At 66.8% G+C, this 26,107-nt stretch carries 26 protein-coding genes; 13 read left to right on the top strand and 13 right to left on the bottom strand.

What is annotated here, in order from left to right:
• Nucleotides 1–8 precede the first annotated feature (8 nt).
• Entirely contained in the window at nt 9–2,591 is a 2,583-nt protein-coding gene (locus L8G49_RS02190) for a TonB-dependent receptor (protein WP_242182182.1), read from the bottom strand.
• 249 nt (nt 2,592–2,840) lie between these two features.
• Between L8G49_RS02190 and folE the strand changes: the two genes are divergently transcribed.
• The 3 genes from folE to L8G49_RS02175 are packed head-to-tail and all read left to right on the top strand — an operon-like array spanning nt 2,841 to nt 4,578.
• Nucleotides 2,841–3,461, top strand: a complete 621-nt coding sequence (gene folE, locus L8G49_RS02185) for a GTP cyclohydrolase I FolE (protein WP_242182181.1) — start codon at nt 2,841–2,843, stop codon at nt 3,459–3,461.
• The gene (locus tag L8G49_RS02180; RefSeq protein ID WP_242137323.1) at nt 3,461–4,213 is read left to right on the top strand and encodes an SDR family oxidoreductase; all 753 of its coding nucleotides are present in this window, start codon (nt 3,461–3,463) and stop codon (nt 4,211–4,213) included. Before folE ends, L8G49_RS02180 begins: the two co-directional genes overlap by 1 nt.
• Nucleotides 4,201–4,578, top strand: coding sequence for a dihydroneopterin aldolase (locus tag L8G49_RS02175; protein ID WP_242182179.1), 378 nt, complete (start codon nt 4,201–4,203; stop codon nt 4,576–4,578). The genes L8G49_RS02180 and L8G49_RS02175 overlap by 13 nt, the downstream gene beginning before the upstream one ends.
• Nucleotides 4,579–4,710: 132 nt before the next feature.
• Here L8G49_RS02175 and leuA read toward each other — a convergent pair whose 3' ends face one another.
• The gene (gene leuA / locus L8G49_RS02170) at nt 4,711–6,369 is read right to left on the bottom strand and encodes a 2-isopropylmalate synthase (protein ID WP_242182177.1); all 1,659 of its coding nucleotides are present in this window, start codon (nt 6,367–6,369) and stop codon (nt 4,711–4,713) included.
• Nucleotides 6,370–6,601: 232 nt separating this feature from the next.
• On the opposite strand from leuA, the gene L8G49_RS02165 reads away from it, so the two are divergent.
• Nucleotides 6,602–6,994: a BLUF domain-containing protein gene (locus tag L8G49_RS02165; protein WP_242182175.1), complete on the top strand. Its 393-nt coding sequence runs from the start codon at nt 6,602–6,604 to the stop codon at nt 6,992–6,994.
• A 42-nt stretch (nt 6,995–7,036) separates the two neighbouring features.
• Here the strand turns inward: L8G49_RS02165 and L8G49_RS02160 are convergent, their stop codons facing one another.
• The 5 genes from L8G49_RS02160 to miaA form a co-directional block, all read right to left on the bottom strand.
• Nucleotides 7,037–7,657, bottom strand: coding sequence for a YceI family protein (locus L8G49_RS02160; RefSeq protein ID WP_242182173.1), 621 nt, complete (start codon nt 7,655–7,657; stop codon nt 7,037–7,039).
• A gap of 242 nt (nt 7,658–7,899) precedes the next feature.
• Nucleotides 7,900–8,919: a ketol-acid reductoisomerase gene (ilvC, locus tag L8G49_RS02155; protein ID WP_242182171.1), complete on the bottom strand. Its 1,020-nt coding sequence runs from the start codon at nt 8,917–8,919 to the stop codon at nt 7,900–7,902.
• A 127-nt stretch (nt 8,920–9,046) separates the two neighbouring features.
• Nucleotides 9,047–9,562 (bottom strand): acetolactate synthase small subunit, encoded by a 516-nt coding sequence (ilvN, locus tag L8G49_RS02150; protein ID WP_242182169.1) that lies wholly within the window; start codon nt 9,560–9,562, stop codon nt 9,047–9,049.
• A gap of 217 nt (nt 9,563–9,779) precedes the next feature.
• A complete protein-coding gene (locus tag L8G49_RS02145; protein ID WP_242182167.1) occupies nt 9,780–11,531 on the bottom strand; it encodes an acetolactate synthase 3 large subunit in 1,752 nt (583 codons plus the stop codon).
• Nucleotides 11,532–11,605: 74 nt separating this feature from the next.
• The gene (gene miaA / locus L8G49_RS02140) at nt 11,606–12,535 is read right to left on the bottom strand and encodes a tRNA (adenosine(37)-N6)-dimethylallyltransferase MiaA (RefSeq protein WP_242182165.1); all 930 of its coding nucleotides are present in this window, start codon (nt 12,533–12,535) and stop codon (nt 11,606–11,608) included.
• Between miaA and serB the strand changes: the two genes are divergently transcribed.
• Nucleotides 12,528–13,409, top strand: a complete 882-nt coding sequence (gene serB, locus L8G49_RS02135) for a phosphoserine phosphatase SerB (protein ID WP_242182163.1) — start codon at nt 12,528–12,530, stop codon at nt 13,407–13,409. The genes miaA and serB overlap by 8 nt on opposite strands.
• Here the strand turns inward: serB and L8G49_RS02130 are convergent, their stop codons facing one another.
• Complete coding sequence (locus L8G49_RS02130; protein ID WP_347272033.1) at nt 13,410–14,303, bottom strand: SPOR domain-containing protein; 894 nt, start codon at nt 14,301–14,303, stop codon at nt 13,410–13,412.
• 214 nt (nt 14,304–14,517) lie between these two features.
• Between L8G49_RS02130 and L8G49_RS02125 the strand changes: the two genes are divergently transcribed.
• The 3 genes from L8G49_RS02125 to L8G49_RS02115 are packed head-to-tail and all read left to right on the top strand — an operon-like array spanning nt 14,518 to nt 17,153.
• Nucleotides 14,518–15,234: a ParA family protein gene (locus L8G49_RS02125; protein WP_242137313.1), complete on the top strand. Its 717-nt coding sequence runs from the start codon at nt 14,518–14,520 to the stop codon at nt 15,232–15,234.
• Nucleotide 15,235: 1 nt separating this feature from the next.
• On the top strand, nt 15,236–15,826 hold the full coding sequence (locus L8G49_RS02120) for a hypothetical protein (RefSeq protein ID WP_242137312.1): 591 nt from the start codon (nt 15,236–15,238) through the stop codon (nt 15,824–15,826).
• 7 nt (nt 15,827–15,833) lie between these two features.
• Nucleotides 15,834–17,153, top strand: coding sequence for an SPOR domain-containing protein (locus L8G49_RS02115; RefSeq protein ID WP_242182161.1), 1,320 nt, complete (start codon nt 15,834–15,836; stop codon nt 17,151–17,153).
• 3 nt (nt 17,154–17,156) lie between these two features.
• Here L8G49_RS02115 and L8G49_RS02110 read toward each other — a convergent pair whose 3' ends face one another.
• Nucleotides 17,157–18,227: a PA0069 family radical SAM protein gene (locus L8G49_RS02110; protein WP_242182159.1), complete on the bottom strand. Its 1,071-nt coding sequence runs from the start codon at nt 18,225–18,227 to the stop codon at nt 17,157–17,159.
• A gap of 195 nt (nt 18,228–18,422) precedes the next feature.
• On the opposite strand from L8G49_RS02110, the gene L8G49_RS02105 reads away from it, so the two are divergent.
• Nucleotides 18,423–18,635 (top strand): hypothetical protein, encoded by a 213-nt coding sequence (locus tag L8G49_RS02105; RefSeq protein WP_242137309.1) that lies wholly within the window; start codon nt 18,423–18,425, stop codon nt 18,633–18,635.
• 8 nt (nt 18,636–18,643) lie between these two features.
• On the opposite strand, the gene L8G49_RS02100 is transcribed toward L8G49_RS02105, so the two are convergent.
• Both L8G49_RS02100 and L8G49_RS02095 read right to left on the bottom strand, forming a co-directional pair.
• Nucleotides 18,644–19,879: an amidohydrolase family protein gene (locus tag L8G49_RS02100; RefSeq protein WP_242182157.1), complete on the bottom strand. Its 1,236-nt coding sequence runs from the start codon at nt 19,877–19,879 to the stop codon at nt 18,644–18,646.
• Nucleotides 19,876–20,862 carry an aspartate carbamoyltransferase catalytic subunit gene (locus L8G49_RS02095; RefSeq protein WP_242182155.1) on the bottom strand — a complete coding sequence of 329 codons (987 nt, stop codon included), beginning with the start codon at nt 20,860–20,862 and terminating at the stop codon, nt 19,876–19,878. Before L8G49_RS02095 ends, L8G49_RS02100 begins: the two co-directional genes overlap by 4 nt.
• A 261-nt stretch (nt 20,863–21,123) precedes the next feature.
• Between L8G49_RS02095 and L8G49_RS02090 the strand changes: the two genes are divergently transcribed.
• Nucleotides 21,124–21,786 carry a PEPxxWA-CTERM sorting domain-containing protein gene (locus L8G49_RS02090; RefSeq protein WP_242182153.1) on the top strand — a complete coding sequence of 221 codons (663 nt, stop codon included), beginning with the start codon at nt 21,124–21,126 and terminating at the stop codon, nt 21,784–21,786.
• Nucleotides 21,787–21,815: 29 nt separating this feature from the next.
• Here the strand turns inward: L8G49_RS02090 and ruvX are convergent, their stop codons facing one another.
• Together ruvX and L8G49_RS02080 are read right to left on the bottom strand one after the other, a co-directional pair.
• Nucleotides 21,816–22,280 (bottom strand): Holliday junction resolvase RuvX, encoded by a 465-nt coding sequence (gene ruvX / locus L8G49_RS02085; protein ID WP_242182151.1) that lies wholly within the window; start codon nt 22,278–22,280, stop codon nt 21,816–21,818.
• 11 nt (nt 22,281–22,291) lie between these two features.
• Nucleotides 22,292–23,431, bottom strand: coding sequence for a DUF3089 domain-containing protein (locus tag L8G49_RS02080; protein ID WP_242182149.1), 1,140 nt, complete (start codon nt 23,429–23,431; stop codon nt 22,292–22,294).
• Nucleotides 23,432–23,629: 198 nt separating this feature from the next.
• Between L8G49_RS02080 and gatC the strand changes: the two genes are divergently transcribed.
• The 3 genes from gatC (at nt 23,630) to L8G49_RS02065 (ending at nt 26,055) form a co-directional block, all read left to right on the top strand.
• Nucleotides 23,630–23,932, top strand: a complete 303-nt coding sequence (gene gatC, locus L8G49_RS02075; RefSeq protein ID WP_242182147.1) for an Asp-tRNA(Asn)/Glu-tRNA(Gln) amidotransferase subunit GatC — start codon at nt 23,630–23,632, stop codon at nt 23,930–23,932.
• A 106-nt stretch (nt 23,933–24,038) separates the two neighbouring features.
• Nucleotides 24,039–25,523: an Asp-tRNA(Asn)/Glu-tRNA(Gln) amidotransferase subunit GatA gene (gatA, locus tag L8G49_RS02070; RefSeq protein WP_242182145.1), complete on the top strand. Its 1,485-nt coding sequence runs from the start codon at nt 24,039–24,041 to the stop codon at nt 25,521–25,523.
• Nucleotides 25,462–26,055 carry a serine acetyltransferase gene (locus L8G49_RS02065; protein ID WP_242182844.1) on the top strand — a complete coding sequence of 198 codons (594 nt, stop codon included), beginning with the start codon at nt 25,462–25,464 and terminating at the stop codon, nt 26,053–26,055. Before gatA ends, L8G49_RS02065 begins: the two co-directional genes overlap by 62 nt.
• The last annotated feature ends 52 nt before the right edge of the window (nt 26,056–26,107 follow it).

The following is a 26,107-nucleotide window of genomic DNA, read 5'->3' as shown; positions in this document are numbered from 1 at the left end:
AGTAATGGTCAGAAGCTCTTGCGTAACGTCACGCCGTAGGTGCGGGGTTCGTTGATATAGGCACTGTAGCTGCCCGACTGGATGACCGTGTTGAAGGCACCGAGATAGTAATTGTCGTTGCCGAGATTGCGGACCCAGCCCTGGATCTGGAACTGGTCCGGGAGGTCGAGCCCGATGCTGGCGTTGACGGTCTGGACCTTGGAACTGGCCACCGAGGCCGGCACGGTGTCGGTCAGCGCCGTGTTGCTCTGATAGACGAACTCCCCGCGCACGAACCCGCTCACCCGGTCGGTAATCTGCTGGGTGTAGGTGGCATTGACGTTGGCGGAGAATTCCGGGACGCCGCCGGGCCGCGCGCCGGTCAGGTCGCGGAACTGCGGCGCGAGCGTGCCTGCCGCCGAGCCCGGGGCGACCTGGCAGCGCGGATCGAAGGCGAAGCAGGGCGCCTTGGTGAAGCTGTCGTATTTCGCGTCAAGATATGTACCCGATGCGTTGAGCAACAGCGCCCGGAACGGCTTGTACGACGCCTCGACCTCGACCCCGCGGACCGACTGGCTGCCGGCGTTCACCAGCGCGAAGCCGGTGCCGGTGAAGCCGTTCGACTGGAAGCCTTTGATCTTCTCGTCGAACAGCGCGATGTTCAGATACCCCCCGGCAAAGCGCGACTTGGCACCGATCTCGAAGACGCGGACGTCTTCGGGGTCGGCCGTGCGGCCAACGCCGTTGTTGGGGGGGCGGCTGTCCGACGAGAGATTGTACGCGCCAGCCTTCCAGCCCGTCGAATAGCTCGCATAGACGTTGATGTTGCGGGAGAAATCATATTTTACACGGCCGAGATAGGTGAACTTGCTGCCTTTCAGGATGCCGTCTTCGCTGGCGTTGGGGAAATTGACCGGACCGTGGTTGGCGGTATCGGGGTAGAAGAACTGCAGGGCGTTCAGGCCGGCAAACAGGTTGGTCGGAATGCGCGCCGCGGCCGGGGCGGCCGGATTGATGATCCGCGCCGGCAGGAAGCCGAGTTCGGGGACGTTCTGCAGGTTCAGCTGCGAGAAGCGATCGGTCAGCACCACGTTCGAGACGGCCGCCTTGCGATCGTGCAGATACGCCCCGCCGACCGTCAGCGTCAGCTTCTCGAACAGTTTGTAGTCAGCCTGCCCGAAGATCGAATAGGACAGGTCGGTCAGCCGGTAATTGTCGAAGATCCCCGTGCCGGAGGCGAAGTACGTCTGGCCCGGTACGACCGTCGTGTTGCCGGCGGCGCGCTGGAGCGCCTCGAGGGTCGTGATCGGCGACGTGCCGAGCAGCGACGCACCGGTAGCGGCAAGCGCGGCCGCGTCGACGAAGCGCCGGGCGTCGGTACCGTACAGGATGTTGCGGCCGGTCTTGATCCGTTCATCCGAATAGAAGCCACCGACGAGCCAGTTGAACGGGCCGGTCGAGTCCGATGCCAGCCGCAGCTCCTGGCTGAACGTCTTGATCGTATCGGCGGTGGTCTGGTTCGACACGTCCGCCCCGGTGAAATCGACGTCGAGCGTGGTGTCGTTGGTCTGGCGGCGGTAGGCGGTGATCGAGGTCAGCTTGGCGAACCCCAGGTTCCAGTCGACCTGCCCGGAAATGCCCTTGCCGTTGAGCTTGTTGTTGGGCGCGGTGTTGTAGACGACCTGGCGGTTGAACGGGGTCGCCGGATTGCCGATTACGCCGCCCACGCCGCCGAACGCCCGTGGCAGGCCGATCAGCTGGGTCAACGGACCGTTGGTGACGGTCACCGCGCCACAACAGACTTCGTTGATATTGTTCAGGTCGCCGATGATCCGCACCGAAAAATTCGAAGACGGTTCGAACAGCACGTCGGCGCGCAGCGACTGGCGATCCCGGCCGTTCACTTTCACGCCGTTGACCGCATTGGAATAATAACCGTCGCGCTGGTTGACGCTGCCGTACAGGCGGAAGGCCAGCGTATCGGTGATCGGCCCGGTGATCGAGGCGCGCGCCTCGATGTTGCCGAAGTTGCCGGTGGTCGCCTCCGCGGTCCCGCCCCAGGTGAATTGTGGTCGCTTGGTGATGATCGAGATCGCGCCTGCCGACACGTTCTTGCCGAACAACGTCGATTGCGGTCCGCGCAGGACCTCGATGCGCTCGAGTTCGGGAAGGTCGGAAATCGAGGATGCCGAGCGCGAACGGTAGACGCCGTCGATGAACACGCCGACCGAGCTCTCGATGCCGATGTTGCCGTTGCCGTTGCCGAACCCGCGGATCGTAAAGTTGGTCTGGCCCGCACTCTGGAACTGCGTGACCTTGAGCGAGGGAACGGTCGCCTGCAAGTCGATGAGATCGTGGATCTTCGCCTTCTTGATCGTGTCGTCGCTGGTCACCGCGACCGACACGGGAACGTCCTGCAACGTCTGTTCGCGCTTGGTCGCGGTCACGATGATGTCGTCGGTATCGGTCGCGCTGCGATCGACCCGCGGGGCGGAGGAGGTTGCCGCGGGCGCCCCCTGCGCCTGGGTCGTCGGCGGCGTATCCTGTGCAACGGCGGGAACGGCGTACAGCAAGGCAATTGCCGACGCGCCAAGCAGGTCCGACTTTCTCATAGGTCATCCTCTCGCTGCCGCAGTCCCCGATCTGACGCCGGATCTGCATTTTTCGAACTTAGGGTTTGTGAAATAGCGTGTCGTTGAATCTGCCGTCAATGGCATAATCGTACGTATTGCGCAGGGTCTCCGGATCGTTGCCGAAAGGAGACAGTTGCAAAGCAGGACCAATTCGGGTCCTTGGAATCCTGCTGCAGGACATGACGGTTGCCGTAGCGTCATACGGGACCAAGAACTGGAAGACGAAACATGGACGACGATACCCACGTGCGCAGTAACGCCGATCTGATGGCCGCACCGGCCAAGCTCGCCGTGCCCGAGGACGTGGCCGAGGCGGTGCGCACGCTGATCCGCTGGGCCGGCGACAACCCCGAGCGCGAGGGCCTGATCGAGACGCCCCAGCGAGTCGCACGCGCGTGGAAGGAATATTGCGCGGGGTATCAGGACGATCCGGCGGTGCATTTGGCGCGCGTGTTCGAGGAGGTCGGCGGGTATGACGAGATCGTCCTGCTCAAGGACATTCCGTTCCAGTCGCATTGCGAGCATCACATGGCACAGATCATCGGCAAGGCGCATATCGCCTATCTCCCGTCCAACTGGGTGGTCGGCATTTCCAAGCTGGCGCGTGTCCTCCACGCCTATGCGCGGCGGTTGCAGGTGCAGGAGCGGCTGACGGCGGAGGTCGCCAATTGCATCTGGGACAATCTGAAGCCGCTCGGGGTCGCCGTGGTGATCGAGGCGAGCCACGCCTGCATGACCGCGCGCGGCGTGCGTACGCCGGGCGTCACCATGGTCACCAGCCGGATGATGGGCGTGTTCCGCGACGACGAGCGCAGCCGGAAGGAAATCCTGGCGCTGATGGGCTGCTGATGCGCGACGAGCGGACGGTGCTCGTGACCGGCGCCGCGCGGCGGCTGGGCGCGACGATCGCGCGGCATCTCGCTGCGGAAGGGTGGCGGGTCGCGATCCACCACCTGCATTCGGCCGGGGCGGCCGAGGCATTGTCCCGGGATCTGCCCGGCTCGACCGTCGTCACCGGGGATCTGGCCGAGCCGGATACGCCGGACGCGCTGATCGCGGCGGCACGGGCGGCCTTCGGGCGGCCGTTGATGGCGGTCGTCAACAGCGCGTCGTTGTTCGATTACGATACCCCGCCCGACGTATCGGCCGGCGCGCTGGCACTTCATGCGCGCGTCAACCTGCAGGCGCCGGTCCTGCTTGCCTGCGCGCTGGCCCGGCAGGACGATCTCGCGTCGGGCGCGGTGGTCGATGTGCTCGACCAGAAGGTCGCCAATCTCAACCCGGATTTCTTCGCCTATAGCTGCGCCAAGATCGCGCTGGCGGGGGCGACGACGATGCTGGCGCAGGCGCTGGGTCCGCGGGTCCGGATCAACGCGGTCTCGCCGGGGCTGACCTTGCCCAGTGCGGACCAGACGGACGCGGAATTTGCTGCGGTCGCGTCGCGCAATGCGTTGCGCCGGCCGGTCGATCCGCAGGACATTGCCCGGGCGGTGGCCTTCCTGCTCGCGGCGCGCGGGATCGAAGGCCAGAATCTTTTCGTCGACTGCGGGCAGCATTTCCTTCCAAGCCAGCGGGATGTAATGTTCGAATGTCGGGTATGATCGAGCCGGTGCGTTTCACGACGATCCTGGAGGGGCTGGAGCTGGTGATGGGGCTGGGCATCCACCCGGTCGAACGTGCCGCACCGCAGCGTGTGATCGTCTCGGTGCGGATGCAGGTCGTCTATCCCGCGCCGCCCGCCGACGACCGGATCGACCAGGTGCTCGACTATGATTTCGTGCGCAGCGGGATCCAGGCGCTGGTCGCGGGTCGGCACTTCGACTTGCAGGAGACGCTGTGCGAGGCGATCGCGGCGCTGTGCCTTGCCGACGCGCGCGTCGAACGGGTGACGGTACGGACGAGCAAGCCGGATATCTATCCCGACGCCGCGGTCGGGTGCGAGATCGAGCGGGAACGGCCGGCGTAGCACTCCCCAGCGCTTCCGCTTCCCCGGCGCAGGCCGGGGCCCAGTAGCGAGACAGATCGTAACCGCGCCTCGTCGCCAGTTACCACTGCCATCGCTACTGGGCCCCGGCCTTCGCCGGGGAAGAAGTGCTGGCTAAGCCCGGTTCGCCGCGCTCAACACCGCGCGGACGCTCGCGGTGGCAACGTCGGCGTCGATCCCGACGCCGAACACCGTCCGCCCGTCCGGCGTACGGCATTCGACATAGGCTGCCGCTTGCGCATTCGCGCCGTGGCCGATCGCGTGCTCGTTATAGTCCACCACGTCGAGCGTCGGCCCGGTCGAGCCCTCCAGTGCCGCGATCACGCCCGAAATCAACCCGTTGCCCCGGCCCGAGATCGACTGCTCGGTCCCGTCCACCGCGACATGCCCGACGAACAACCGGTCCCCGACGCTCCCGCTCTCCTGATAATCGACCAGGCGGAAGCGGTCCGCATCCCGCGCCAGATAGGTGGCGGCGAACTGCCCCCAGATATCGGCGGCGTTCAATTCGCGGCTGGTCTCGTCGGCCAGCCGCTGGACGTGGCGGCTGAAGTCCGCCTGGAGCCGCTTCGGCAGCTTGAGCCCCTTGTCCTGCTCGATCACCCAGGCGACCCCGCCCTTGCCGCTCTGCGAATTGACGCGGATCACCGCCTCATAGCTGCGCCCCAGGTCGGCCGGGTCGATCGGCAGATAGGGGACTTCCCACAGCGGATCGTTCTTCGTGTCCTGTGCCGCGAAGCCCTTCTTGATCGCGTCCTGATGGCTTCCCGAGAAGGCGGTGAAGACCAGGTCGCCAGCATAAGGCGTGCGCGGATGCACGGGCAGCTGTGTGCAATAGGTGACGGTGTTGACGATCGCATCGATGTTCGAGAAGTCGAGCCCCGGATCGACGCCTTGCGTGTACATGTTGAGCGCGACCGTCACGAGATCGCAATTGCCGGTGCGCTCGCCATTCCCCAGCAGGCAGCCCTCGACCCGGTCCGCGCCCGCCATCAGGCCGAGCTCGGCGGCGGCGACGCCGGTGCCGCGGTCGTTGTGCGGGTGGAGGCTCAGCGCGACACTATCCCGGTTGCGGATGTGGCGGCCGAACCATTCGATCTGGTCGGCATAGACGTTGGGCGTCGCGCATTCGACCGTTGCGGGCAGGTTGAGGATCAGCTTGTGGTCGGGCGTCGGCCGCAGCACGTCCATCACCGCCTCGCACACCTCGAGCGAGAAATCGAGTTCGGCGGTCGAGAAGGTCTCGGGGCTATATTCGAAATACCAGTCGGTGTCGGGCTGCGCGGCGGCCTGATCGCGCAGAATCATCGCGCCGTCGATCGCGATTGTCTTGACCTCGTCGCGGGTCATGCCGAACACGATCTTGCGCCACGCCGGGCTCACCGCATTGTACAGATGGACGATCGCGCGCGGTGCGCCGCGCAGCGATTCGAAACTCCGCTCGATCAGATCGCGCCGCGATTGCGTCAGCACCTGGATCAGCGTGTCGTCGGGGATCCGGCCCGATTGCACCAGTCCGGAGATGAAGTCGAACTCGGTCGCCCCCGCGGCGGGGAAGCCGACCTCGATCTCCTTGATCCCGACCTTGACGATCAGGTCGAACATCCGGGTCTTCTTCTCGGCATCCATCGGGTCGATCAGCGCCTGGTTGCCGTCGCGCAGGTCGGTCGACAGCCAGCGCGGCGCGGTGTCGATGATCCGCGACGGCCATTGCCGGTCGGGCAGGGGGATCGGGGCGAAAGGTCGGTATTTGGTCGATGGGTCGCGCAGCATGATGGGTCTCGTCAACGAAGGGGGACGGGATTGGATCAGGCCCTCAGGCGCGTCGTGCGCAGCGCGCACGGAGAAGTCCGCGCCTAAGGGCGCGTAAGTCGAAGCAGGGGGAGGTCGCGCACGATCGCCATGTCGCGGAAACGATAGCGCGCCGCTCAGCCTCGTGTCCAGCGCGAACCGGCACTGATCCATATCAACGCCGCTTTGTCGATCGCATGTTAGGGTGACCGCAATGCGTCAGATTATCTATACGAGTATCACGACCGCCGAGAGCGGTCGTGCATCGGATGACTTGCCGGCAATCCTGCGGATCGCGTCGGCGCGCAATGGCCTCGATGGCATCACCGGCCTGCTGTATACCGAACAGGATGGCTACCTGCAGACGATCGAGGGGCCGGAGGAAAGCGTGGCGGACCTGTTGGCGAGCCTGCGCGCCGATCCGCGCCACCGCGACATCAAGATCCTGCTCGATCGTACGGTCGAGGAGCGCGAGTTCGGCGACTGGATGATGGTCCATCGCGAACGCCGCGAGACGGTGGACGATTTCGACCGACGTCTGCGGCGCCTGCTGATGGGCGTATCGCCGGAGACGGCCGAGTATTTCAGGGCGTTGGTCGACGCCTGATCGAACGGCGCCCCGCGCTGACCGCGGGACGCCGGCGACGCTTTATTGGGCTTCAAACGCGGCGTTGATCGTCAGATCGACCTTGTCGGACACGAGCGGCAGATAGCCGTTCACGCCGAAGTCGCTGCGCTTGATCGACGTCGTCGCAGAGAAGCCGACGACGGTCTTGTGCGCGCCGAACAGCGACGGGCCCGCGCCGACGAACTTGGCGTTGAGCACGACCGGCTTGGTCACGCCGTGGATCGTGAGATTACCCGCGATCGTCGCGGTCATGCCGGTGACGGTGACCTTGGTCGAGACGAAACGCCCCTCGGGGAACTTCGCGGCATCGAAGAAGTCCGCGGTCTTGAGATGCGCGTCGAGCGCGGCGACCGTGGTCGAGACCTTGTCGATCGGGAAGACGATCTCGACGCGGTCCTTGGCGGCGTTGCGCGGATCGACCGTCAGCGTACCGGTTGGCTGCGTGAACTGACCGCTATATTCGCTGAAGCCGAGGTGGTTGAGCGTGAACACGACCTGCGTGTGCGCGGGATCGACCTTGTACGTCCCGGCGGCGACCTTGGAGAGGGTGCGCGTGCCTGGCGGGGTGGTCGGCATCTGCGCGACGAGCGGGGCGGCCGCGAGGGCCGCGATGGCGGCGAGGACGAGGGGGGTGCGCTGCATGGGAATACTCCTGTTGGAGGATCGCCTTGGCGCACTGGGCGGAGGTGGAACAAGCAACGTTTTGGCAACGGACGGTTTCTTGGGGATACGGGGGGCGTTGCGTTGCTGGACGGCCCCACCCCAACCCCTCCCCTGAGGGGGAGGGGCTAAGAAGAAGCGTACCCTAAAAGCCCCTCCCCTTCAGGGGAGGGGTTGGGGTGGGGCAGTGCCTCGCAGAGAACACCACCCCCCCGCCAAATCCCTCAGTTCTTGTCCTTGTCCACCAGCTTGTTCGCCCCGATCCACGGCATCATCGCACGCAGCTCCGCGCCAACCTTCTCGATCGGATGCGCCGCCGCCGCCTTGCGCGCCGCCTTCAGCTCGGGCTGCCCCGCGCGATTATCGAGCACGAAGTTCTTGACGAACCGCCCGCCCTGGATGTCCGCGAGAACGCGCTTCATCTCCGCCTTGGTCTCGTCCGTGATGATCCGCGGCCCCGTGGTGATGTCGCCATATTCCGCGGTGTTGCTGATCGAATAGCGCATGTTGGCGATCCCGCCCTCATACAGCAGATCGACGATCAGCTTAGTCTCATGCAGGCATTCGAAATACGCCATCTCGGGCGCATAGCCCGCCTCGACCAACGTCTCGAACCCGGCCTGGATCAGATGCGTGATCCCGCCGCACAGCACCGCCTGCTCGCCGAACAGGTCGGTCTCGCACTCTTCCTTGAAGTTGGTCTCGATGATCCCCGAACGGCCACCACCGACGCCCGACGCATAGGCGAGCCCGATGTCATGCGCGTTGCCACTCTTGTCCTGGTGGATCGCGATCAGGCACGGCACGCCGCCGCCCTTGACATATTCGCTACGCACGGTGTGGCCGGGGCCCTTGGGCGCGATCATGATCACGTCGAGATCGGCGCGCGGCTCGATGAGGCCGAAGTGGATGTTGAGGCCGTGCGCGAACGCGATCGCGGCGCCCTGCTTCAGGTTGGCGTGAAGATCGTCGGCATAGATCGCCGCCTGATGCTCGTCGGGGGCGAGGATCATCGTGATGTCGGCCCAGGCGGCGGCTTCGGCGTTGGTCATCACCTTGAAGCCAGCGTCGGTCGCCTTCTTGGCGGTGGCGGAGCCGGGACGGAGCGCAATCGCGACCTCCTTGACGCCGGAATCGCGCAGGTTCTGCGCGTGGGCATGGCCCTGGCTGCCATAGCCGACGATCGCGATCTTCTTGTCGGCGATCAGGTTCAGATCGGCATCGGCATCATAATAAACGCGCATAAATAGTCCCTTCCAGAAAACTGCCCGTCACCCCGGCGCAGGCCGGGGCGGCATGGTTGTCGCAGGCGGCAGGCGTTGCGCGCCCGATCCTGCGGCCCCGGCCTCCGCCGGGGTGACGGATATTGGCTTAAACCGCCTTCGGCCCGCGGGCCATCGCGACGATCCCGGTCCGCGCGACTTCGCACAGCCCGACTTCGCGCATCAGCGTGACGAACGTGTCGATCTTCTCGCGCCCGCCGGTCACTTCGAACACGAAGCTGGTGGTGGTCGCATCGACCACGCGCGCGCGGTAGACGTCGGCAAGGCGAAGCGCCTCGATCCGGTGATCGCCGACCCCCGACACCTTGAGCAACGCCAGCTCGCGCTCGACGTGCGGCCCGAGCGCGGTGAGGTCGGTCACCGAATGCACCGGGATCAGCCGGTCGAGCTGCGCGAGGATCTGCTCCATCGTCGCATCGCTCGCCGAGGTGACGATCGTGATCCGGCTGACCGCCTTGTCGGCGGTAACGTCGGACACGGTCAGGCTCTCGATATTATAGCCGCGCGCGGTGAACAGCCCCGCGATCCGCGCGAGGATGCCGGGCTCGTTGTCGACCATTACGGCGAGCGTGTGGCGGGACTCTTTTTGCTGGGTGATGTGCATGATTACTTTCCTCCCCTCCCTGAGGGGGCAGTGGCAAACGGTAGCTTCCTCCCCTCCCTGGAAGGGAGGGGTTGGGGGTGGGTCGCTATGGGGCGGGCCGAACGGCGCGATTGCGGGCGGACCCACCCCTCGGTCCCCTCCCTTCCAGGGAGGGGAGGAAGAAGAACGCGCGTCCTTCTCCCCGCCCTTCCACTGAGGGGAGGCAGAAGACTGTCCATCACACCAGCGCCTTCGCTTCGTCGTCCATCTCGCCCGAGACTTCGCTCGCCTGCAACAGCATCTCGGTATGCGCCGCTCCGCTCGGAATCATCGGGAAGCAGTTCGCCAGCTTCGCGACCCGGCAATCGACGATCACCGGCCCGTCATGATCGAGCATCGCCGCGATCCCGTCATCGAGTTCGCCCATCGTCTGGATGCGAATACCCTTCCAGCCATAGGCTTCGCCGAGCTTCACGAAGTCCGGCAGCGCGTCGCTGTAGCTTTCCGAATAGCGGCTCGAATAGGTCAGCTCCTGCCACTGGCGGACCATCCCCATATATTCGTTGTTGAGGATGAAGATCTTGACCGGCAGGCGATATTGCGAGGCAGTCCCCAGCTCTTGGATGTTCATCTGGATCGACGCTTCGCCCGCGATGTCGATCACCAGCGCCTTGGGGTTGCCGATCTGCGCGCCGATCGCGGCGGGCAGACCATAGCCCATCGTGCCGAGACCGCCCGAGGTCAACCATTTGTTCGGCGCTTCGAACCCGAAATGCTGCGCCGCCCACATCTGATGCTGGCCGACCTCGGTCGTGATGATCGGATTGCGCTTGTGCGTCGCCTGCCAGAGCGCGCGGATCGCGCGCTGCGGCATGATGTCGCTTTCCAGATCGGTGAAGGCGAGACTCTGCCTGTCGCGCCATTCCTCGATCATCTGCCACCATTCGGTCAGATCGGGCTTGGGATGACGGCGCGCCTTGAACACGCGGACCATGTCCTCGAGCGCATGGCCGACGTCGGCGACGATCGGCAAGTCGACACGCACGTTCTTGTTGATCGAGGACCGGTCGATATCGACGTGAATCTTGCGCGAATGGGGACTGAACGCATCGAGCCGCCCGGTCACGCGGTCATCGAACCGCGCGCCGAGGCAGACGACGAGGTCCGCCTTGTTCATCGCCATATTGGCTTCATAGGTGCCGTGCATCCCGAGCATCCCGAGCCACTGCGAGCCGGTCGCCGGATAAGCACCCAGACCCATCAGCGTCGAGGTAACCGGCGCACCGCTGATCCGCGCGAGTTCGCACAGCAACTGGCTGGCCGCGGGCCCCGCGTTGATGATCCCGCCGCCGGTATACAGCACCGGGCGTTCCGCCGCGGCGAGCATGTCCATTGCCGCTTCGATGCTAGGCTGGTCGGCCTTGACCTGCGGGCGATAGGTCTTGTGCCGGATCGGGCCGGGCTTGGCGTAGCGCGCGGTCGCGACCTGCACGTCCTTGGGGATGTCGATCACGACGGGACCGGGACGACCCGAGGTCGCGATATAGAACGCCTCGTGCACGGTCGCGCCGAGCTTGGCGGGGTCCTTCACCAGATAGTTATGCTTCGAACAGTGGCGCGTGATGCCCACCGTGTCGGCTTCCTGGAACGCATCCGTGCCGATCAGCGCGGTCGGCACCTGCCCGGTGATGACCACCATCGGGATCGAATCCATCAGCGCATCGGTGATGCCGGTCACGGCATTGGTCGCGCCGGGGCCCGAGGTCACGAGCACCACGCCGGGCTTGCCGGTCGAGCGCGCATAGCCCTCGGCGGCGTGCGTCGCAGCCTGTTCGTGCCGCACGAGAATGTGCTTGATCCGGCCCGAGCGGAACAGCGCGTCGTAGATCGGCAACACCGCACCACCGGGGTAGCCGAACACGACTTCCACGCCGAGATCGCACAGCGCCTCGATCAGGATGTCGGCTCCACTCTTCTCGGTCACGGTCATTCTCCTCGTCGGCGTTGCTGCACGGCAGCAACGGGAAAAGCGCGGCTATAGGTATGAAACATGCGTGTCAACCTTTATAGCTGAAACAATCTGTCGAATATAAGCATTCTGTCGGAACTTTGTGACTCGGTTATCTTGGCCCAGCTTGGCGGAGGCTGGTTGCGGAACCAGGTATATTGCCGCTTGGCATATTGCCGCGTGGCCAGCCGCAACGCTTCCAGCGTCTGTTCGCGAGACTGGGCGCCCGCCACGAAAGCGGCCAGCGCGGGCACGCCGATCGCCCGGCGGATCGGGGCGTCGTCAGGAATATCGTTTCTTTGCAGAAGGATACGGACCTCCTCGGCCGCGCCGTCGTCAAACATCGCGGCGGCGCGCGCATCGCAACGTTCGAACAGCCAGTCCCGCTCGGGCAGCAACACGACCGCGCTCTGTGCAACCTTCGCTGCGATCCCGCCGCTTCGCTCCGCCTGCCACGCCGCGAGCGGCCGCCCGGTCGAGCGCACCACCTCGAGCGCGCGTGCCACTCGCGTGGTGTCCGCCGCCGCCAGCCGCGCCGCCGCCGCCGGGTCGGCCTGCGTGAGCGCGGCATGGGCTTTGGCCACCGGCATCGCGCGCACCGCGGCGCGGATCGCGGGGTCGATCTCGGGCACCGGCGCGATCCCGTCGAGCAGCGTCCGGAGATACAGCCCGGTCCCGCCGACCAGCACCGGCAGCTTTCCCGCCGCCTGCGCCGCGGCCACCTCCGCACGCGCCGCGTCCGCCCAGCGCGCGGCGGAACAGGCCTCCGCCCCGTCGATATAGCCGAACAGCCGATGCGGCACCCGCGCCTCGTCGGCGGGGGAGGGACGCGCGGTCAGGATCCGCAAGTCGCGATAGACTTGTGCCGAATCGGCGTTGATGACGATCCCGTCGTGGCGTTCGGCGACCGCGATCGCGAGCGCGGACTTGCCGCTAGCGGTCGGCCCTGCGATGAGCGCGAGCTTCGGGAGATCGACTGTGTTCATTGCCACGCTGATAGCATCCGGACAGCTCAGCGCTGCCGATATTTCGACCGCGCGCGACCGGCTCGACGCGGCGGGCTGTTCCGCGGTCGCGGATGGCTGGATCGAGCCGGGGGAGGCGGCGGACGTGATGTTCGCCTCCGCGCCCGATGCGGCGCGGCTGGCGCTCGAGGGGGCGTTCCGCGGGGTCGACGTCGTCGTCCAGCAGAGCGAGGGCCGCGAGAAGCGGCTGCTGATCGCGGACATGGATTCGACGATGATCACGGTCGAGTGCATCGACGAACTCGCCGATTACGCGGGCATCAAGCCGCAGATTGCGGAGATCACCGAAGCGGCGATGCGCGGCGAACTCGATTTCGAGGCGGCGCTCGATGCGCGGGTCGCGTTGCTCGCCGGGCTGGACGAGCGCGTGATCGCGCAATGCCTTGCCGACCGGGTGGTCGATACGCCGGGGGCCGCGACGCTGGTCCGGACGATGCGCGCGCGGGGGGCGACCGCGATCCTGGTGTCCGGCGGCTTCACGCGCTTCGCCGAGCCGGTGGCGGAGCGGATCGGCTTCCATTACGCGATCGCCAACCGGCTCGAGATCGCCGACGGCGCGCTCACCGGGCGAGTCGAGCGGCCGATCGTCGGCGCGCACACCAAGCTCGAGACGTTGCGCGCGGCGGCGGCGGATCTCGGGCTGCCGCCCGAGGCGACGCTCGCGATCGGCGACGGTGCGAATGACCTCAAGATGATCGATGCGGCGGGACTGGGCGTGGCGTTCAAGGCCAAGCCGATCGTCGCCGCGGCAGCGAGCGCGCGGATCGACCATGGCGACCTGACCGCGCTATTGTACGCGCAGGGGATTGCCCGGCGCGAATGGGTCACGGGGTGATCACGACCCGACCGGTACGCATGGTTTGACGGCGGCGCAGGCTCGCGCGGCGGTAGCGCTCGAGCCATAGGGGCCGACCAGGACTCGGGTCATGGCCCCGGCCTTGACGAAGCGAACGCGAGCGCCGGGGAATTTCGGACCGATCTGGGTCCACAACCGGTGCGCATTGGCAGGATCGCCGAAGGCCCCCAGCTGGACGTGCCACCCCCCGCGATCGATCATCGCCGGCGCGTTCGCGTTGGACGCCGCGATCCGGGCAGATTTGCCGGGTTCGATCTTCGGGACCGATACGCTGGCGACTCGCGGGGGCGCGGCAGAGGTAGGGGCGGGGGCGAGTGCAGGGAGCAGTTGCGGACGTTGCGCTGCGGCTTCATCGACCTGCGCTAGCGCCAACCCCTGCTGGCGGAGATCGACCGGAATGACCTTGTCCATCTGCGCCTGCACTTGCGAGGCGTGGGGCACGTCCGCCGCCGCCGCGCGCACGAGCAACGCATAGGCGCGTCGCCAGTCCTTCGCGACCCCGTCCCCGTTGAACAGCATCGTGCCGAGGACGAGCTGCGCATGCGGCTCATGCTGGGCAACCGCCTTTTCGAGCCACGGCGTGGCTTCGGTCCGTTTCCCCTGGTCGAACAGCAGCAGACCGTATTTCGCCTCTGCCGCTGCGTGGTCCTGCATCGCCGCCTTGCGAAACCATTCCGTAGCGGCTGCCCGGTCCGGCTTCACGCCGCGCCCGAGCACATACGCCTGCGCCAGATTGAACTGCGCGTCGGCATCGCCGGCAGCGGCCGCAGGCCGCCAGGATTCGACCGCGCGACCATAATCGCCGCGACCCCACGCATCGACCCCGTCCCGGACGTCCGCACCCGCCGGGCAGAACATCGGAAACAGCAGCACGAGCGCGACCGCGGCGCGTAACGCCTTCCTGCATGCCGATCGCGGCGTCCTGGTTCTGCTTCGCAAGCTCATGCAACTCCCCTACGCGCGGCATGGCAAACAAATCGTTATCCACCCTCGGCTAAAAGTACGACGCCGACCTTCGGAATTAACCGATTGTTGAAGCCTCGGGTGCCACTTCACTTGCTCGAACAGGCAGGAGTGAAAGGGGCTCATGCGCGTCCTAGCGATGGCATCTCAAAAAGGCGGATCCGGCAAGACCACCTTGTCCGGGCATCTCGCCGTTCAGGCCCAGCTTGCAGGCGCAGGCCCGGTCGTCCTGATCGACATCGATCCGCAGGGATCGCTGTCGGATTGGTGGAACGAGCGGACCAGCGAGTACCCAGCTTTTGCGCAGACCACGGTCGCGCGGCTTGCCGCAGACCTGGAAACGCTGCGTCAGCAGGGGTTCCGGCTCGCAATGATCGATACGCCGCCTGCCATTACGATGGCGATCCAGAGTGTGATCGCGGTGGCCGAGCTGATCGTCATTCCGACCCGCCCCAGCCCGCACGATCTGCGTGCGGTCGGGGCAACGGTCGATCTGTGCGAACGCGCCGGCAAGCCGCTGCTGTTTGTCGTGAATGGTGCGACCCCCAAGGCGCGGATCACGGCCGAAGCCGCGGTCGCCTTGTCGCAACACGGAACGGTCGCGCCGATCACGATCCACCATCGCACCGATTTCGCCGCCTCGATGATTGACGGGCGCACGGTGATGGAAGTGGATGCGAAAAGCCGGTCCGCGCAGGAGGTCCGTGATCTCTGGACCTATATCTCTGATCGGCTCGAAAAGAACTTCCGTCGGACGGTGTTCGCAGTGCCGACGGGCGTGAACGCCTATGCCGCCCAGCGCCCCGCAGCGGGCGGGTTCGGTAGACGGGTGGTGAGCTGACATGAATGCGTTTGGCCAATCCAAACCGCTCGCCTCGCTGTCGTCGACGCTGTTGGCGCGCAAGGGTCAGGCAAAGCCGGCGATGCGCCCGCAGGGTTTTGGCGGCTTCGGCGCGATGGCGGGGGGGCAGGACGATCTCGGCTGGAATGACATGGGGGGCACCGAAGCGCCGCCCGCGCCAAATCCGCCAGCACCTGCGCCATCCATACCGCCGGTGCTCGCGCAGCGCGAGGTCCTCCGCGAAGACGTCGCGGCGGCGATAATCCCGTCGCCAGCCGCGCCGCGCACGATCACGATGAAGCCCGTCTCGGTTGCCACCGCCACGCGAATCGGTCGGGAGACGCATCAGAAACACAGCGCGAAGGCCGAGGGGGCAAAGCGCTCCGGCCCGAAAACCGGGGCGGCCGGGCAGGCCCGCACCGCGTTTACGCTCCGGCTGGACCAGGATCGCCATTTGCGCCTGCGGCTTGCCAGTGCGCTCCAGAATGCCTCGGCGCAATTGCTGGTAACGGCCGCGCTCGACCAATTCCTGCAAACCCTGCCCGAAGTCGATGCGCTGGTCAGCCAGCTGCCGACCTCGGCCAAGCGCTAGAGACGTTATGACCGTTCGGTCCGCCTTATCCGTCGGCCCTGTCACGCTGGGTCTGTCCGTGCTGTTGCTGAGCGGCGTAGCCGCGACCGTGACGTCTTCGATTGCCGGGGCGAGTGCTCGCGATCAATCGAAGGCCGAACGGCACGCTCGCCGGGAAATCGCCAAGGCTCGCACGGCGCTGTCGCGGAAGAACGTCATCGCGGCGATCGCGCACGCGGAGATGGCGGTGGCCGATCAGCCGGACGCGGTCGAGTATCGGCTGACGTTGGGGCAGAGCTATCTCAAGGCAGGGCGTTTCGTTTCGGCGCGGGATGCCTTTGCGGACGCGCTCGCACTGGAACCGACGAACGGGAAGGCGGCGCTGCACCTGGCCCTGATGCAGATCGGGACGGGGGACTGGGCAGGCGCGCGAACCACGCTGGACGCCCATGCCAGCGTGATTCCGATCAGCGACCGGGGGCTCGCCATGGCACTGGCGGGGGATCCGGTGGCGGCGGTCGAGCTGCTCGGCCCGGCGGCACGGTCCCCCGACGCCGATGCCAAGGTCCGCCAGAACCTTGCGTTGAGCCTCGCCCTCGCGGGACGCTGGCGCGAGGCGCAGAGTGTCGTTGCGATCGATCTCGCTCCCACCGACGTCGCGCGCCGATTGCTCGAATGGTCGACGTTTTCGCGTCCGACGTCTGCATCGGACCAGATTTCCAGCCTGCTCGGGGTCATTCCGGTCGTGGACTCGGGTCAACCGCAGCGCCTGGCCCTCAATCGCAGCGGGATTGCGCCGACCATGGCGGCCACGGCGGTCGACGCGACGGCGGTCGACGCGCGCGTGGCGGCTCCGACCGCGGTTGTCCCGTCCGTGGCGACGAACGATGCCGCAGTCGGTCCCGCGATCGCAGGCGTGGTCTTTGCGCCGCGTCGTGAAGTGGTGCAGGCCTTGCCCGCGCCTCTGCTCGCCGCCGCGAAGCCGCGGCGCGACATGGCGCGCATGGAGGCCAGCCGGCAGATGCCGCCCGCAATGCCGGCGCGCGCCGCTGCGCGGGGGAATTTCTATGTGCAGCTCGGCGCCTACGATACGGCCGCGGTTGCGCATGATGCCTGGATGCGGGCCGCGCATCGGTTCGCGGCGCTGTCCGGCCATGTCCCGCAAGGGATGGGGGTCACCGCCGGCGGCGCGACCTTCTACCGGCTTTCGGTCGGCGGGCTTGCGCGCGAGGACGCGGTCTCGCTGTGCCGTGGGTATCGCGCGCGCGGTGGCGCCTGTTTCGTTCGGGCGAGCGCTGGCGATCAGATCGCGCAATGGGCGCGCGGCCGGGAACTCGCCGCGCGCTGAGCGTCAGAACAGTTCGCCCTGCGGCCCGGCAGGCGCGCGGAAGAGATCGGTGCGCAAGACGATCCGCTTTTGATCGAGGCCATGTTTTCGACAGGCGATCGCGAATCGCGTCTGCAGCAAGGCGGACCACGGCCCGCTGCCGCGCATCCGGGTGAAGAAGCCGGGATCGTTCTCGCGCCCGTCACGCAGCGAGGCGATCGTCGCCATCACCTTGCCGGCGCGATCCGGGAAGTGCGCGTCAAGCCAGGCCTTGAACAGCGGCGCGACCTCCCACGGCAGGCGCACCGGGATGAAGAACGCCGCGCTGGCGCCGGCGGCGGCGGCGGCTTCGAGCAGATGCTCCAGTTCATGGTCGGTAATCGCCGGGATCACCGGGGCGATCGAGACGTAGGTCGGCACGCCGGCTTCACTGAGCGCGCGGATCGCGGCGAGCCGGCGGTGCGGAGCAGGCGCGCGGGGTTCCAGGGTCATGGCGATCCGGGGATCGAGCGACGTCAGCGACACCGCAACCGATACGAGCTGCCGGGCGGCCATCGCCGAAAGACGGTGAAGGTCGCTTACAACGCGGTCGGACTTGGTCGTGATCGTCACGGGATGGTTGGTCTCGTCGAGCACCGCAAGGCAGGCGCGGGTGATCCGCCAGTCCGATTCGATCGGCTGATAGGGATCGGTATTGGTGCCGAAGGCGATGGGTGCTGCCTGATAACCCTTTTTCATCAATTCCTTACGCAGCAAATCCGCCGCGTCGGGCTTGGCGAACAGGCGGCTTTCGAAATCCAGGCCGGGGGACAGGTCATGATAGGCATGGCTCGGGCGCGCGAAACAGTAGATGCAGCCATGTTCGCAGCCGCGGTACGGGTTGACCGAACGGTCGAACCCAAGGTCGGGGGATTGATTGCGCGTCAGGATCGTCCGTGCCCGCTCGACCGTGACGCTCGTCCGCAGCGGCGGCGGGGCGCCGTCCTGCTCGGTCCGGGCGTCCAGCCAGTCGCCGTCGGCTTCCCGGACGGCAAGACCGAAACGCGCGCTCTCCGGATTATGGGTCGCGCCGCGGCGGGGGCGATGGGCTGGCATACCACGACCGTACCACGTGCATCGAACAAAGCAAGAACGATTGGCCGATGCCAGACTGCCGGAATTCTTAAATTTCGCAGGAACGCCCACGTATGAAAACATTATTTCAAAAAACGACGTTTTAGTGTCGACGAGTTGCGCCCGGAATGCGATGAGCTGCGTTACTAACATGAATTAACAACCTAGGCGCGTATCATGCCCATTCGTCCAACAGTGCGTTTCTCCAGGCGCGGTCCCCCAGGCTATTCGCTGATCCGCAAATTGGGGTCCAGCCAACATCCCGACCCGTCCGTCCGCTATGACAACGGTCACATTCCGCTCAGGGCGATTCGCGCGATGGTGCTGACGTGTACCGTCTCGCTGCTGACCTGGGTTGGGGTGGCGATCGTCTACTTCGCGATGCGCTGAGGCGCCGGTCAGGCGGGGAGGGCGAGCGCCGTACCGCCCTTGAACAGGCGCCTGACCTTGCCTTCGACCGGCAGTCCGTCGAACGGGGTGTTGCCGGCCTTGGCCTGCAACCGGTCGCCCGCAACCTGCCAGGGCGCCCGGGGATCGCACAGCAACAGATCCGCGGGCGCGCCCACCGTCAGGGTTCCCGTCGCGACGCCAAGGACCTTAGCCGGGTTGGCCGCCAGCAAGGAAAACAGCCGGTCGAGTGTGATGACCTCGTCGCGCACGAAGCCAAGGCCGAGCGCGAGCAGGGTTTCCGCACCCGCCATGCCCGCTGCGGAATCGCCGAACGGCAGGCGCTTTTCCTCCGGTCCATGCGGATCGTGCGCCGAACACAGCACGTCGATCGTCCCGTCGCCCAGCGCCACCAGCGCCGCGCGCCGGTCGTCCTCCTGCCGCAGCGGCGGGGAGATGTGGGCGAACGTGCGGAAATCGCTCATCGCAATGTCCGACAGCAACAGATGCGCCGGCGTAATTCCGCAGGTCACCCGGACGCCGCGCCGCTTGGCTGCGCGCACCAGATCGAATCCGGCCGCGGTCGTGACGGTGCGCAGGTGCACGGCCGCCCCGGTCTCCTCCGCGAGCATCAGGTCGCGTGCAATCGCCAGCGCCTCGGCGACCGCAGGGGCCGATGCCAGGCCCATCCGGGTCGCGGTCTCGCCCGCGGTCGCGACCGCGCCTGCCGTGACGCCGCCGTCCTCGGCATGCGCGATCACCACCAGGCCAAGATCGTTGGCATAGGCCAGAACCTTGCGCATCACGCCCGAGTCCGCGATCCAGCCCGCGCCCGTACCCACCGCGCGCGCGCCCGCATCGCGGTTGATCGCCATTTCGGCGAGATCGTGCCCGGCCAGCCCGCGTGTCGCGGCGGCGATCGGGTGGATCCACAGCCCGGGTCGCCCGATCAGCGCCGCGCGCTGGACCACGCCCGGATCATCGAGGACCGGCGACTGGTCCGGCATCAGGCCGACGCGGACGATGCCGCCCGCATGAAAGGCCGGGACGTCGATCGCAAAGACACCCAGGTCGACGATCGCGGGCGCCAGCACCAGTCCGGCGCAATCGATCGTCTCCGCACCCGCCGGCACGTCGATCAGCCCGGTTGCCGCGATCGTGTCGTCGACGATCAGCAGGCCGCCACGCGACACGCCCGCCATGGGGCAGGCGAGGGTCGCATCGAGAAGCGCGATCGTGCGGCTCATGCCCAGCCCGCCACGCCGCGCGAACGCCGCGTCAGCACGTCGAGGCAGGCCATGCGGACCGCGACCCCCATCTCGACCTGCTCGGTGATCGCCGAGCGCGCATGATCCGCGACGACCGAGTCGATCTCGACCCCCCGGTTCATCGGGCCGGGGTGCATGACCAGCGCATCGGGCTTGGCGAGCGCCAGGCGCCGTTCGGTCAAGCCATAGCGCAGGTGATATTCGCGGTTGGAGGGGACGAACCCGCCGTTCATCCGCTCGTTCTGGAGCCGCAGCATCATCACCACGTCCGCGCCGTCGAGCGCTTCGTCGAAATCGGTAAAGGCCGTGACCCCCATCCGCTCGATCGCGGCGGGCATCAGCGTCGTCGGCGCACAGACGCGGACTTCGGCGGCCAGCGCGGTGAGCGACAGGATATTGGACCGTGCAACCCGGCTGTGGAGCAGGTCGCCGCAGATCACCACGCGCTGGCCCGCGATGGTCCCGCGCCGCCGCCGGATCGTAAGCGCATCCAGCAGCGCCTGGGTCGGGTGTTCGTGCTGGCCGTCACCGGCATTGAGCACCGGGCAATCGACCTTGCCCGCGATCAGCCGCACCGCGCCCGACGACATGTGGCGGATGACGATCATGTCCGCGCGCATCGCGTTGAGCGTCATCGCGGTGTCGATGAGCGTCTCGCCCTTCTTCACGCTCGACTGCGCGGCATGCATGTTGACGACGTCCGCGCCGAGCCGCTTCCCCGCGATCTCGAACGACAACAGGGTGCGGGTGCTGTTCTCGAAGAAGGCGTTGATCAGCGTGAGCCCGCCGAGCCTCTTGTCGCTGATCGCGCGCGTGCGATTGGCGGCGACCCAGCCGTCGGCTTCGTCGAGCAGGAACAGGATCTCATGGGGCTGCAATCCCTCGATTCCGGTAAGGTGCCGGTGCGGAAACACGGCGCGGCCCGGGATGAGCGAGGCGGGGCGGTGATCGGAGCGTTGCATCGAGGGTGTCGGGTAGCGGTGCGGGGGCGTGGTGGCAAGACGGGATGGGGGGTGTCGTCGGCGGTGTCGCGAACGCCGAAGTGGGCAGATGGCCTGACACGCGCTTACCGGGGCACGCGTTTGTCGGCGGCGGGGTTGGACGGCGCCTGGGGAGCACGGCGATGGGGGCTTCGCGCCTGTGTCAGATCGTGTCTGTCCGCAATATATGGTAAAGAACTCCTCGCCGCTGGATGTATTCGCGGTCTTTTTGAGGAAAACGTCATGCATATCAAAGATATCGCAGCCGGATTGCTTGCCTCCACGATTCTTCTTGCAACACCGGCACTGGCGGCGTCGGTGGTCGACCCAACCGGGGACTTTCTGCCGACCTATACGGCGGGGCCACGGCTCGCTGATCTCGACGTCACGGGATTTTCCGTCAATTACAACAGTGTACTTCAGTTCTTCACGCTAGGCGCGACGTTCGCGGGGGATATCAATCCGCAGACCCCGGGCCTGTACGTCTTCGGCGTGAATACCGGGACGGGCACCGCGCGGCCTTTCGCCGCGATCGGCGAACCGAACGTCATTTTCAATCAGGCCATCGTTATCCAGAAGGACGGGACGGGGGTAATCGGCACGAACGTGCTCGATCCGGCAAGCATCTCGATCGCCGGGAACATCCTGACCGCGAGGATCTCGCTCTCGCTGTTGCCGAGCACGGGCTTTTCCCCGACCCAATATGGCTTCAATCTGTGGCCGCGGATCGGGTTGGGCAATAATAACCAGATCACGGACTTCGCGCCGGAAAATGCGACCCTTTCGGTCGCCGCCGTCCCCGAGCCGGCCACCTGGTCGCTGATGCTCGTCGGCTTCCTGGGCGTTGGTCTGGCGGCGCGGCAGGGTCAACGCCGGACGGTCCTCGCGGCGGCTCGGCGCGTCTAGAACGGGCGGTCAGATCGTCGCTCTGGCGATCACACCGCCACCAGCGCATCGATCGCGCCTTGCAGGATGTAGGCCGCCGCCATCTTGTCGACCAGTTCGGCACGCTTGGCGCGGCTTGCGTCCTGTTCGATCAGCGTGCGCGTCACCGCCACGGTCGACCAGCGTTCGTCCTGCAGGAAGATCGGCAGCGCGAGATCGGCGAGGTTGCGCGCGAACGCGCGGCTCGACTGGCTGCGCGGGCTTTCGCTGCCGTCGGTCAGGTTGAGCGGCAGCCCGATCACGATGCCCTTCACCTGCTGCGCCGCGATCATCGCGGCGAGGGCAAGCTTGTCCTTCTGGAACTTGGTCCGGCGTATCAGCACGGCGGGCGAGGCGAAGCTCCATCCGGCGTCGCACAGCGCGGTGCCGATCGTCTTGGTGCCCACGTCGAGGCCGATCAGCCGCCCCCCCACGGGGAGCGCGGCGCGGAATTCGAGGCGGTCGGTCGTGATCATCGGCGGCCTGTTTACACAGGCTGGCGGTGATGCCCAGCCGCGGCGGCGTGATCACGGACAAACCCCGCCAGCCGCCGTGCCGCGTCGGCGCGGACGTTCGCCCAGAACAGGCTGTAGTCATAGACGTGATAATTGTTGCCGGGCAGGACATAGCCGCCGAGCGCGGGCGGGTTGCCGATCAGCAGCAGCCCGCGCGAATCGCAGCGCGCGGCGACTCGCTTCGGCTCGATCGTCGCGGTCGTCAGGTCGGAGGACGGGAACAGCGTGCCCAGATTGGCGTCGGCGGGGGCGATCGCATCGGGCATGCCGGTCAGCGGGTTGGTGCAGATCATCGGCGTGCCGCGTCGCGCGATCCCGTCGACCGTCCGGCTGGCGTTGTACGTGTCGAGCACGAGCGAAGGGTCGGCGGGCTCGGCAAAACTTTGCCAGGACAGGATGCAGCCGGCCTGGTCGGCGGTGCGGCATTCCGGCAGGCCGAGCTTGGGGAGGTCCGCGGTGCGCGAGACCGGCCAGCCGACGACATAGGCGGCGACGATCCGTCGCGCGACCGGCGTGCCCGCGATCTTCTCGCGCAGCAGCCGGATCAGGTGCAGCGAGCCCTGGCTATGCCCGGCGAGGATGATCGGTCGGTCCCCCGCCTGCGCCAGGAATGCGTCGAACGCGGCGGCGACATCGCCGTACGCCAGGTCGAGCGCCTTGGCGGCATTGGCCTGGGTGGTGAGGAACGCGCCGAACGTCGCCTGGCGATAGCGCGGTGCCCATACCGCGCCCACGGCGTTGAATGCGCTTGCCTGGCCGCGCAGGAACAATTCCGCGCGCGCATTGGCCTCGGCATTGTCGAGCGGCGCATTCCAGCGCGAGCGGTCGAGGAACGACGTCGGATGGATGAAGAACACCGCCGCCTCGGGATTGGCACCCGGCGTGTAGCCCGCCGGGGTCCAGCGCGCCGGGTTCCCGGGCTTGTCGGGGCGCGCGAGCCACAGGCGGGCGTCGCGATAGCTGGCGGCCGGCTCGGCCGGCTGCGCCTCGAACCCGGCGCTCGGCACCATTGCCATGCGGAGCATCTCGGCGCCCCAGAAGCGGTACGCAAACGCTCCGGCAATCGCTAACACGATAAGGGCAACCACGACATACAGGAACTTCCGTGCCACTGACGACTCCATTTTGCAGTGCAGCATAAACCGCGCGCCGTGCAATTGCGCATTGGGTGGCCCGGGACTGCGCGCGTTGCAATCGTCTTGATCCGGCAGGTTGATCTGGGGGGCGGAACGCGCGCATAGCTTGCATGGCCGCGGGGTGCGATGCTAGCCGCCGCGGATACCGACCTTCAAGACAGACCAAGGGGCCGCATGGCAGTCGACATTCCCACCGTGAAGAAGATCGCCAGCCTCGCGCGGATCGCGATCACCGAGGCGGAAGCCGCGCGGATCGCACCCGAGCTCGACAACATCATGGGCTGGATCGAACAATTGGGCGAGGTCGACACGACCGGGGTCGCGCCGATGACCGCGGTGATTCCCAACCACCTGCGGCTGCGCGCGGACGTGGTGAATGCCGATCCGCTGACGGGGGGCGGGATCCGCGATGCCGTGCTGGCGAACGCGCCGCAGGCGGAGCACGGGTTCTTCACCGTGCCAAAGGTGATCGAGTGAGCCCGCGCCGCACTGCACCGGCGCAGGCCGTGGCCGCCATGTTTCTTGTGCGCAGCGTGTTTCACGACGTAACCGCCCCGGTCTTCGGGGTGACGGGAATTTCTGCATGACCGACCTTACCGATCTCGGTGTCGCCGCCATCCGTGATGGGGTCCGCGCCGGTACCTTCAGCGCGCGCGAAGTGGCGGAGGGCTTCATCGCCAACGTCGCCGCCGCCAAGGTGCTCAACGCCTTCCTCGTCGAAACCCCCGAGCATGCGCTCGCCGCCGCGGATGCCGCCGATGCCGCCCGCGCGGCGGGCGAGGCGCCCAAGCCGCTTGCCGGCGTGCCGATCGGGATGAAGGATCTGTTCTGCACCAAGGGCGTACCCGCGACCGCGGCGAGCCATATCCTCGAAGGCTTCACCCCGCCGTACGAATCGACCGTCTCGGGCAATCTGTGGAACGCCGGCGCGGGGATGCTCGGCAAGCTCAACATGGACCAGTTCGCGATGGGTTCGTCGAACGAGACGTCCGCGTTCGGCAACGTCATCTCGCCGTGGCGGCGCAGCGATGGCGGGAACGCCGCGCTCGCGCCGGGCGGTTCGTCGGGCGGGTCGTCCGCGGCGATCGCGGCGCGGCTGTGCCCGGCGGCGACCGGCACCGACACCGGCGGCTCGATCCGCCAGCCCGCCGCTTTCACGGGCATCGCGGGGATCAAGCCGACCTATGGCCGCTGCTCGCGCTGGGGAACGATCGCCTTCGCCTCGTCGCTCGACCAGGCCGGGCCGATGGCGCGCGACGTCCGCGACTGCGCGATCCTGCTCGAGGCGATGAGCGGGTTCGATGCCAAGGACGCGACCTCGCTCGATCTGCCCGTTCCCGCATGGGAAGCCGGATTGTCCAGCGATCTTAAAGGCAAGCGGGTCGGTATTCCGAAGGAATATCGCGTCGACACCATGCCCCCCGAAATTGAGGCACTTTGGCAGCAGGGGATCGAATGGCTGAAGGACGCCGGTGCGGAGATCGTCGAGGTCTCGCTTCCGCATACCAAATATGCGCTGCCGGCCTATTACATCATCGCCCCCGCCGAAGCCTCGTCCAACCTCGCGCGCTATGATGGCGTGCGCTACGGCCTGCGCGACCTGCCCGAGGGGGCGAACCTGCAGGACATGTACGCCGCGACCCGCGCCGATGGCTTCGGCGACGAGGTGAAGCGCCGTATCATGATCGGGACCTATGTCCTGTCGGCCGGCTTTTACGACGCCTACTTCACCCAGGCTTCGAAGATCCGCACGCTGATCGCGCGCGACTTCGAACAGGCCTGGACCCAGTGCGACCTGCTGCTGACGCCGACGGCGCCAAGCGCGGCGTTCGCGCTCGGCGAAAAGAGTGCCGACCCGCTCGCCATGTACCTCAACGACGTGTTTACCGTGCCGTCGTCGCTGGCGGGGCTGCCGGCGATGAGCGTGCCCGGCGGGCTCGACGGGCAGGGCCTGCCGCTCGGGCTGCAGATCATCGGCAAGCCGCTCGACGAACAGGGCGTGCTGAATGCGGGGCTTGCGCTCGAGCAACGCGCCGGCTTCGTCGCGCGGGCCGAACGCTGGTGGTGATGGCGTGATCGACGTGCCGACACCTACGCCGTTCGCGACGCGGGTGTCGGCAACGGAGCCGGACTGGACCCGCGAGCATCGCGCACGGGGCGAGTGGTCGCCTGGCAAGTCGCTGCTCGCGAGCATCCGCAGCTACCAGCACTGGCGCACGCGCCGTGGCCTGGTCGCGCATATGGCGCGCAAGATCGCCGTGCTGCGCCATCGCTGGTGGAGTGCGGTCAGCGGGGCCGACATCCCGTTGACCAGCCGGATCGGCGGGGGGCTGCTGCTGCCCCATCCCAACGGGATCGTCGTGCATCCCGACGCAGATATTGGTCCTAACTGTCTGTTGTTTCAGCAAGTGACGATTGGGCACGCGGGGACTGGCGTGCCGTCCATCGGTGGCCATGTCGATATTGGCGCGGGCGCCAAGATCCTGGGGCCTATCACGATCGGCGCGCATTGCCGCGTCGGCGCGAACAGCGTCGTGCTGCAGGACGTCCCGCCGGACTCGACCGTCGTCGGCATTCCGGGGAAAATCCTCAACCGGTAACCCCGGGGCGACATGGTCCGTGATTTTCCAAATGCAGAACGATACACTGCGT

Source organism: Sphingomonas sp. CARO-RG-8B-R24-01 (assembly GCF_022662295.1).
Taxonomy (GTDB): domain Bacteria; phylum Pseudomonadota; class Alphaproteobacteria; order Sphingomonadales; family Sphingomonadaceae; genus Sphingomonas.
This window is presented reverse-complemented; position numbering and strand designations above follow the sequence as displayed.

Coding starts and splice junctions, on each gene's coding strand:
- L8G49_RS02190 (WP_242182182.1), bottom strand. CDS start 2,591: ATGAGAAAGTCGGACCTGCTTGGCGCGTCGGCAATTGCCTTGCTGTAC.
- folE (WP_242182181.1), top strand. CDS start 2,841: ATGGACGACGATACCCACGTGCGCAGTAACGCCGATCTGATGGCCGCA.
- L8G49_RS02180 (WP_242137323.1), top strand. CDS start 3,461: ATGCGCGACGAGCGGACGGTGCTCGTGACCGGCGCCGCGCGGCGGCTG.
- L8G49_RS02175 (WP_242182179.1), top strand. CDS start 4,201: ATGTCGGGTATGATCGAGCCGGTGCGTTTCACGACGATCCTGGAGGGG.
- leuA (WP_242182177.1), bottom strand. CDS start 6,369: ATGCTGCGCGACCCATCGACCAAATACCGACCTTTCGCCCCGATCCCC.
- L8G49_RS02165 (WP_242182175.1), top strand. CDS start 6,602: ATGCGTCAGATTATCTATACGAGTATCACGACCGCCGAGAGCGGTCGT.
- L8G49_RS02160 (WP_242182173.1), bottom strand. CDS start 7,657: ATGCAGCGCACCCCCCTCGTCCTCGCCGCCATCGCGGCCCTCGCGGCC.
- ilvC (WP_242182171.1), bottom strand. CDS start 8,919: ATGCGCGTTTATTATGATGCCGATGCCGATCTGAACCTGATCGCCGAC.
- ilvN (WP_242182169.1), bottom strand. CDS start 9,562: ATGCACATCACCCAGCAAAAAGAGTCCCGCCACACGCTCGCCGTAATG.
- L8G49_RS02145 (WP_242182167.1), bottom strand. CDS start 11,531: ATGACCGTGACCGAGAAGAGTGGAGCCGACATCCTGATCGAGGCGCTG.
- miaA (WP_242182165.1), bottom strand. CDS start 12,535: ATGAACACAGTCGATCTCCCGAAGCTCGCGCTCATCGCAGGGCCGACC.
- L8G49_RS02125 (WP_242137313.1), top strand. CDS start 14,518: ATGCGCGTCCTAGCGATGGCATCTCAAAAAGGCGGATCCGGCAAGACC.
- L8G49_RS02120 (WP_242137312.1), top strand. CDS start 15,236: ATGAATGCGTTTGGCCAATCCAAACCGCTCGCCTCGCTGTCGTCGACG.
- L8G49_RS02115 (WP_242182161.1), top strand. CDS start 15,834: ATGACCGTTCGGTCCGCCTTATCCGTCGGCCCTGTCACGCTGGGTCTG.
- L8G49_RS02110 (WP_242182159.1), bottom strand. CDS start 18,227: ATGCCAGCCCATCGCCCCCGCCGCGGCGCGACCCATAATCCGGAGAGC.
- L8G49_RS02105 (WP_242137309.1), top strand. CDS start 18,423: ATGCCCATTCGTCCAACAGTGCGTTTCTCCAGGCGCGGTCCCCCAGGC.
- L8G49_RS02100 (WP_242182157.1), bottom strand. CDS start 19,879: ATGAGCCGCACGATCGCGCTTCTCGATGCGACCCTCGCCTGCCCCATG.
- L8G49_RS02095 (WP_242182155.1), bottom strand. CDS start 20,862: ATGCAACGCTCCGATCACCGCCCCGCCTCGCTCATCCCGGGCCGCGCC.
- L8G49_RS02090 (WP_242182153.1), top strand. CDS start 21,124: ATGCATATCAAAGATATCGCAGCCGGATTGCTTGCCTCCACGATTCTT.
- ruvX (WP_242182151.1), bottom strand. CDS start 22,280: ATGATCACGACCGACCGCCTCGAATTCCGCGCCGCGCTCCCCGTGGGG.
- gatC (WP_242182147.1), top strand. CDS start 23,630: ATGGCAGTCGACATTCCCACCGTGAAGAAGATCGCCAGCCTCGCGCGG.
- gatA (WP_242182145.1), top strand. CDS start 24,039: ATGACCGACCTTACCGATCTCGGTGTCGCCGCCATCCGTGATGGGGTC.
- L8G49_RS02065 (WP_242182844.1), top strand. CDS start 25,462: ATGCGGGGCTTGCGCTCGAGCAACGCGCCGGCTTCGTCGCGCGGGCCG.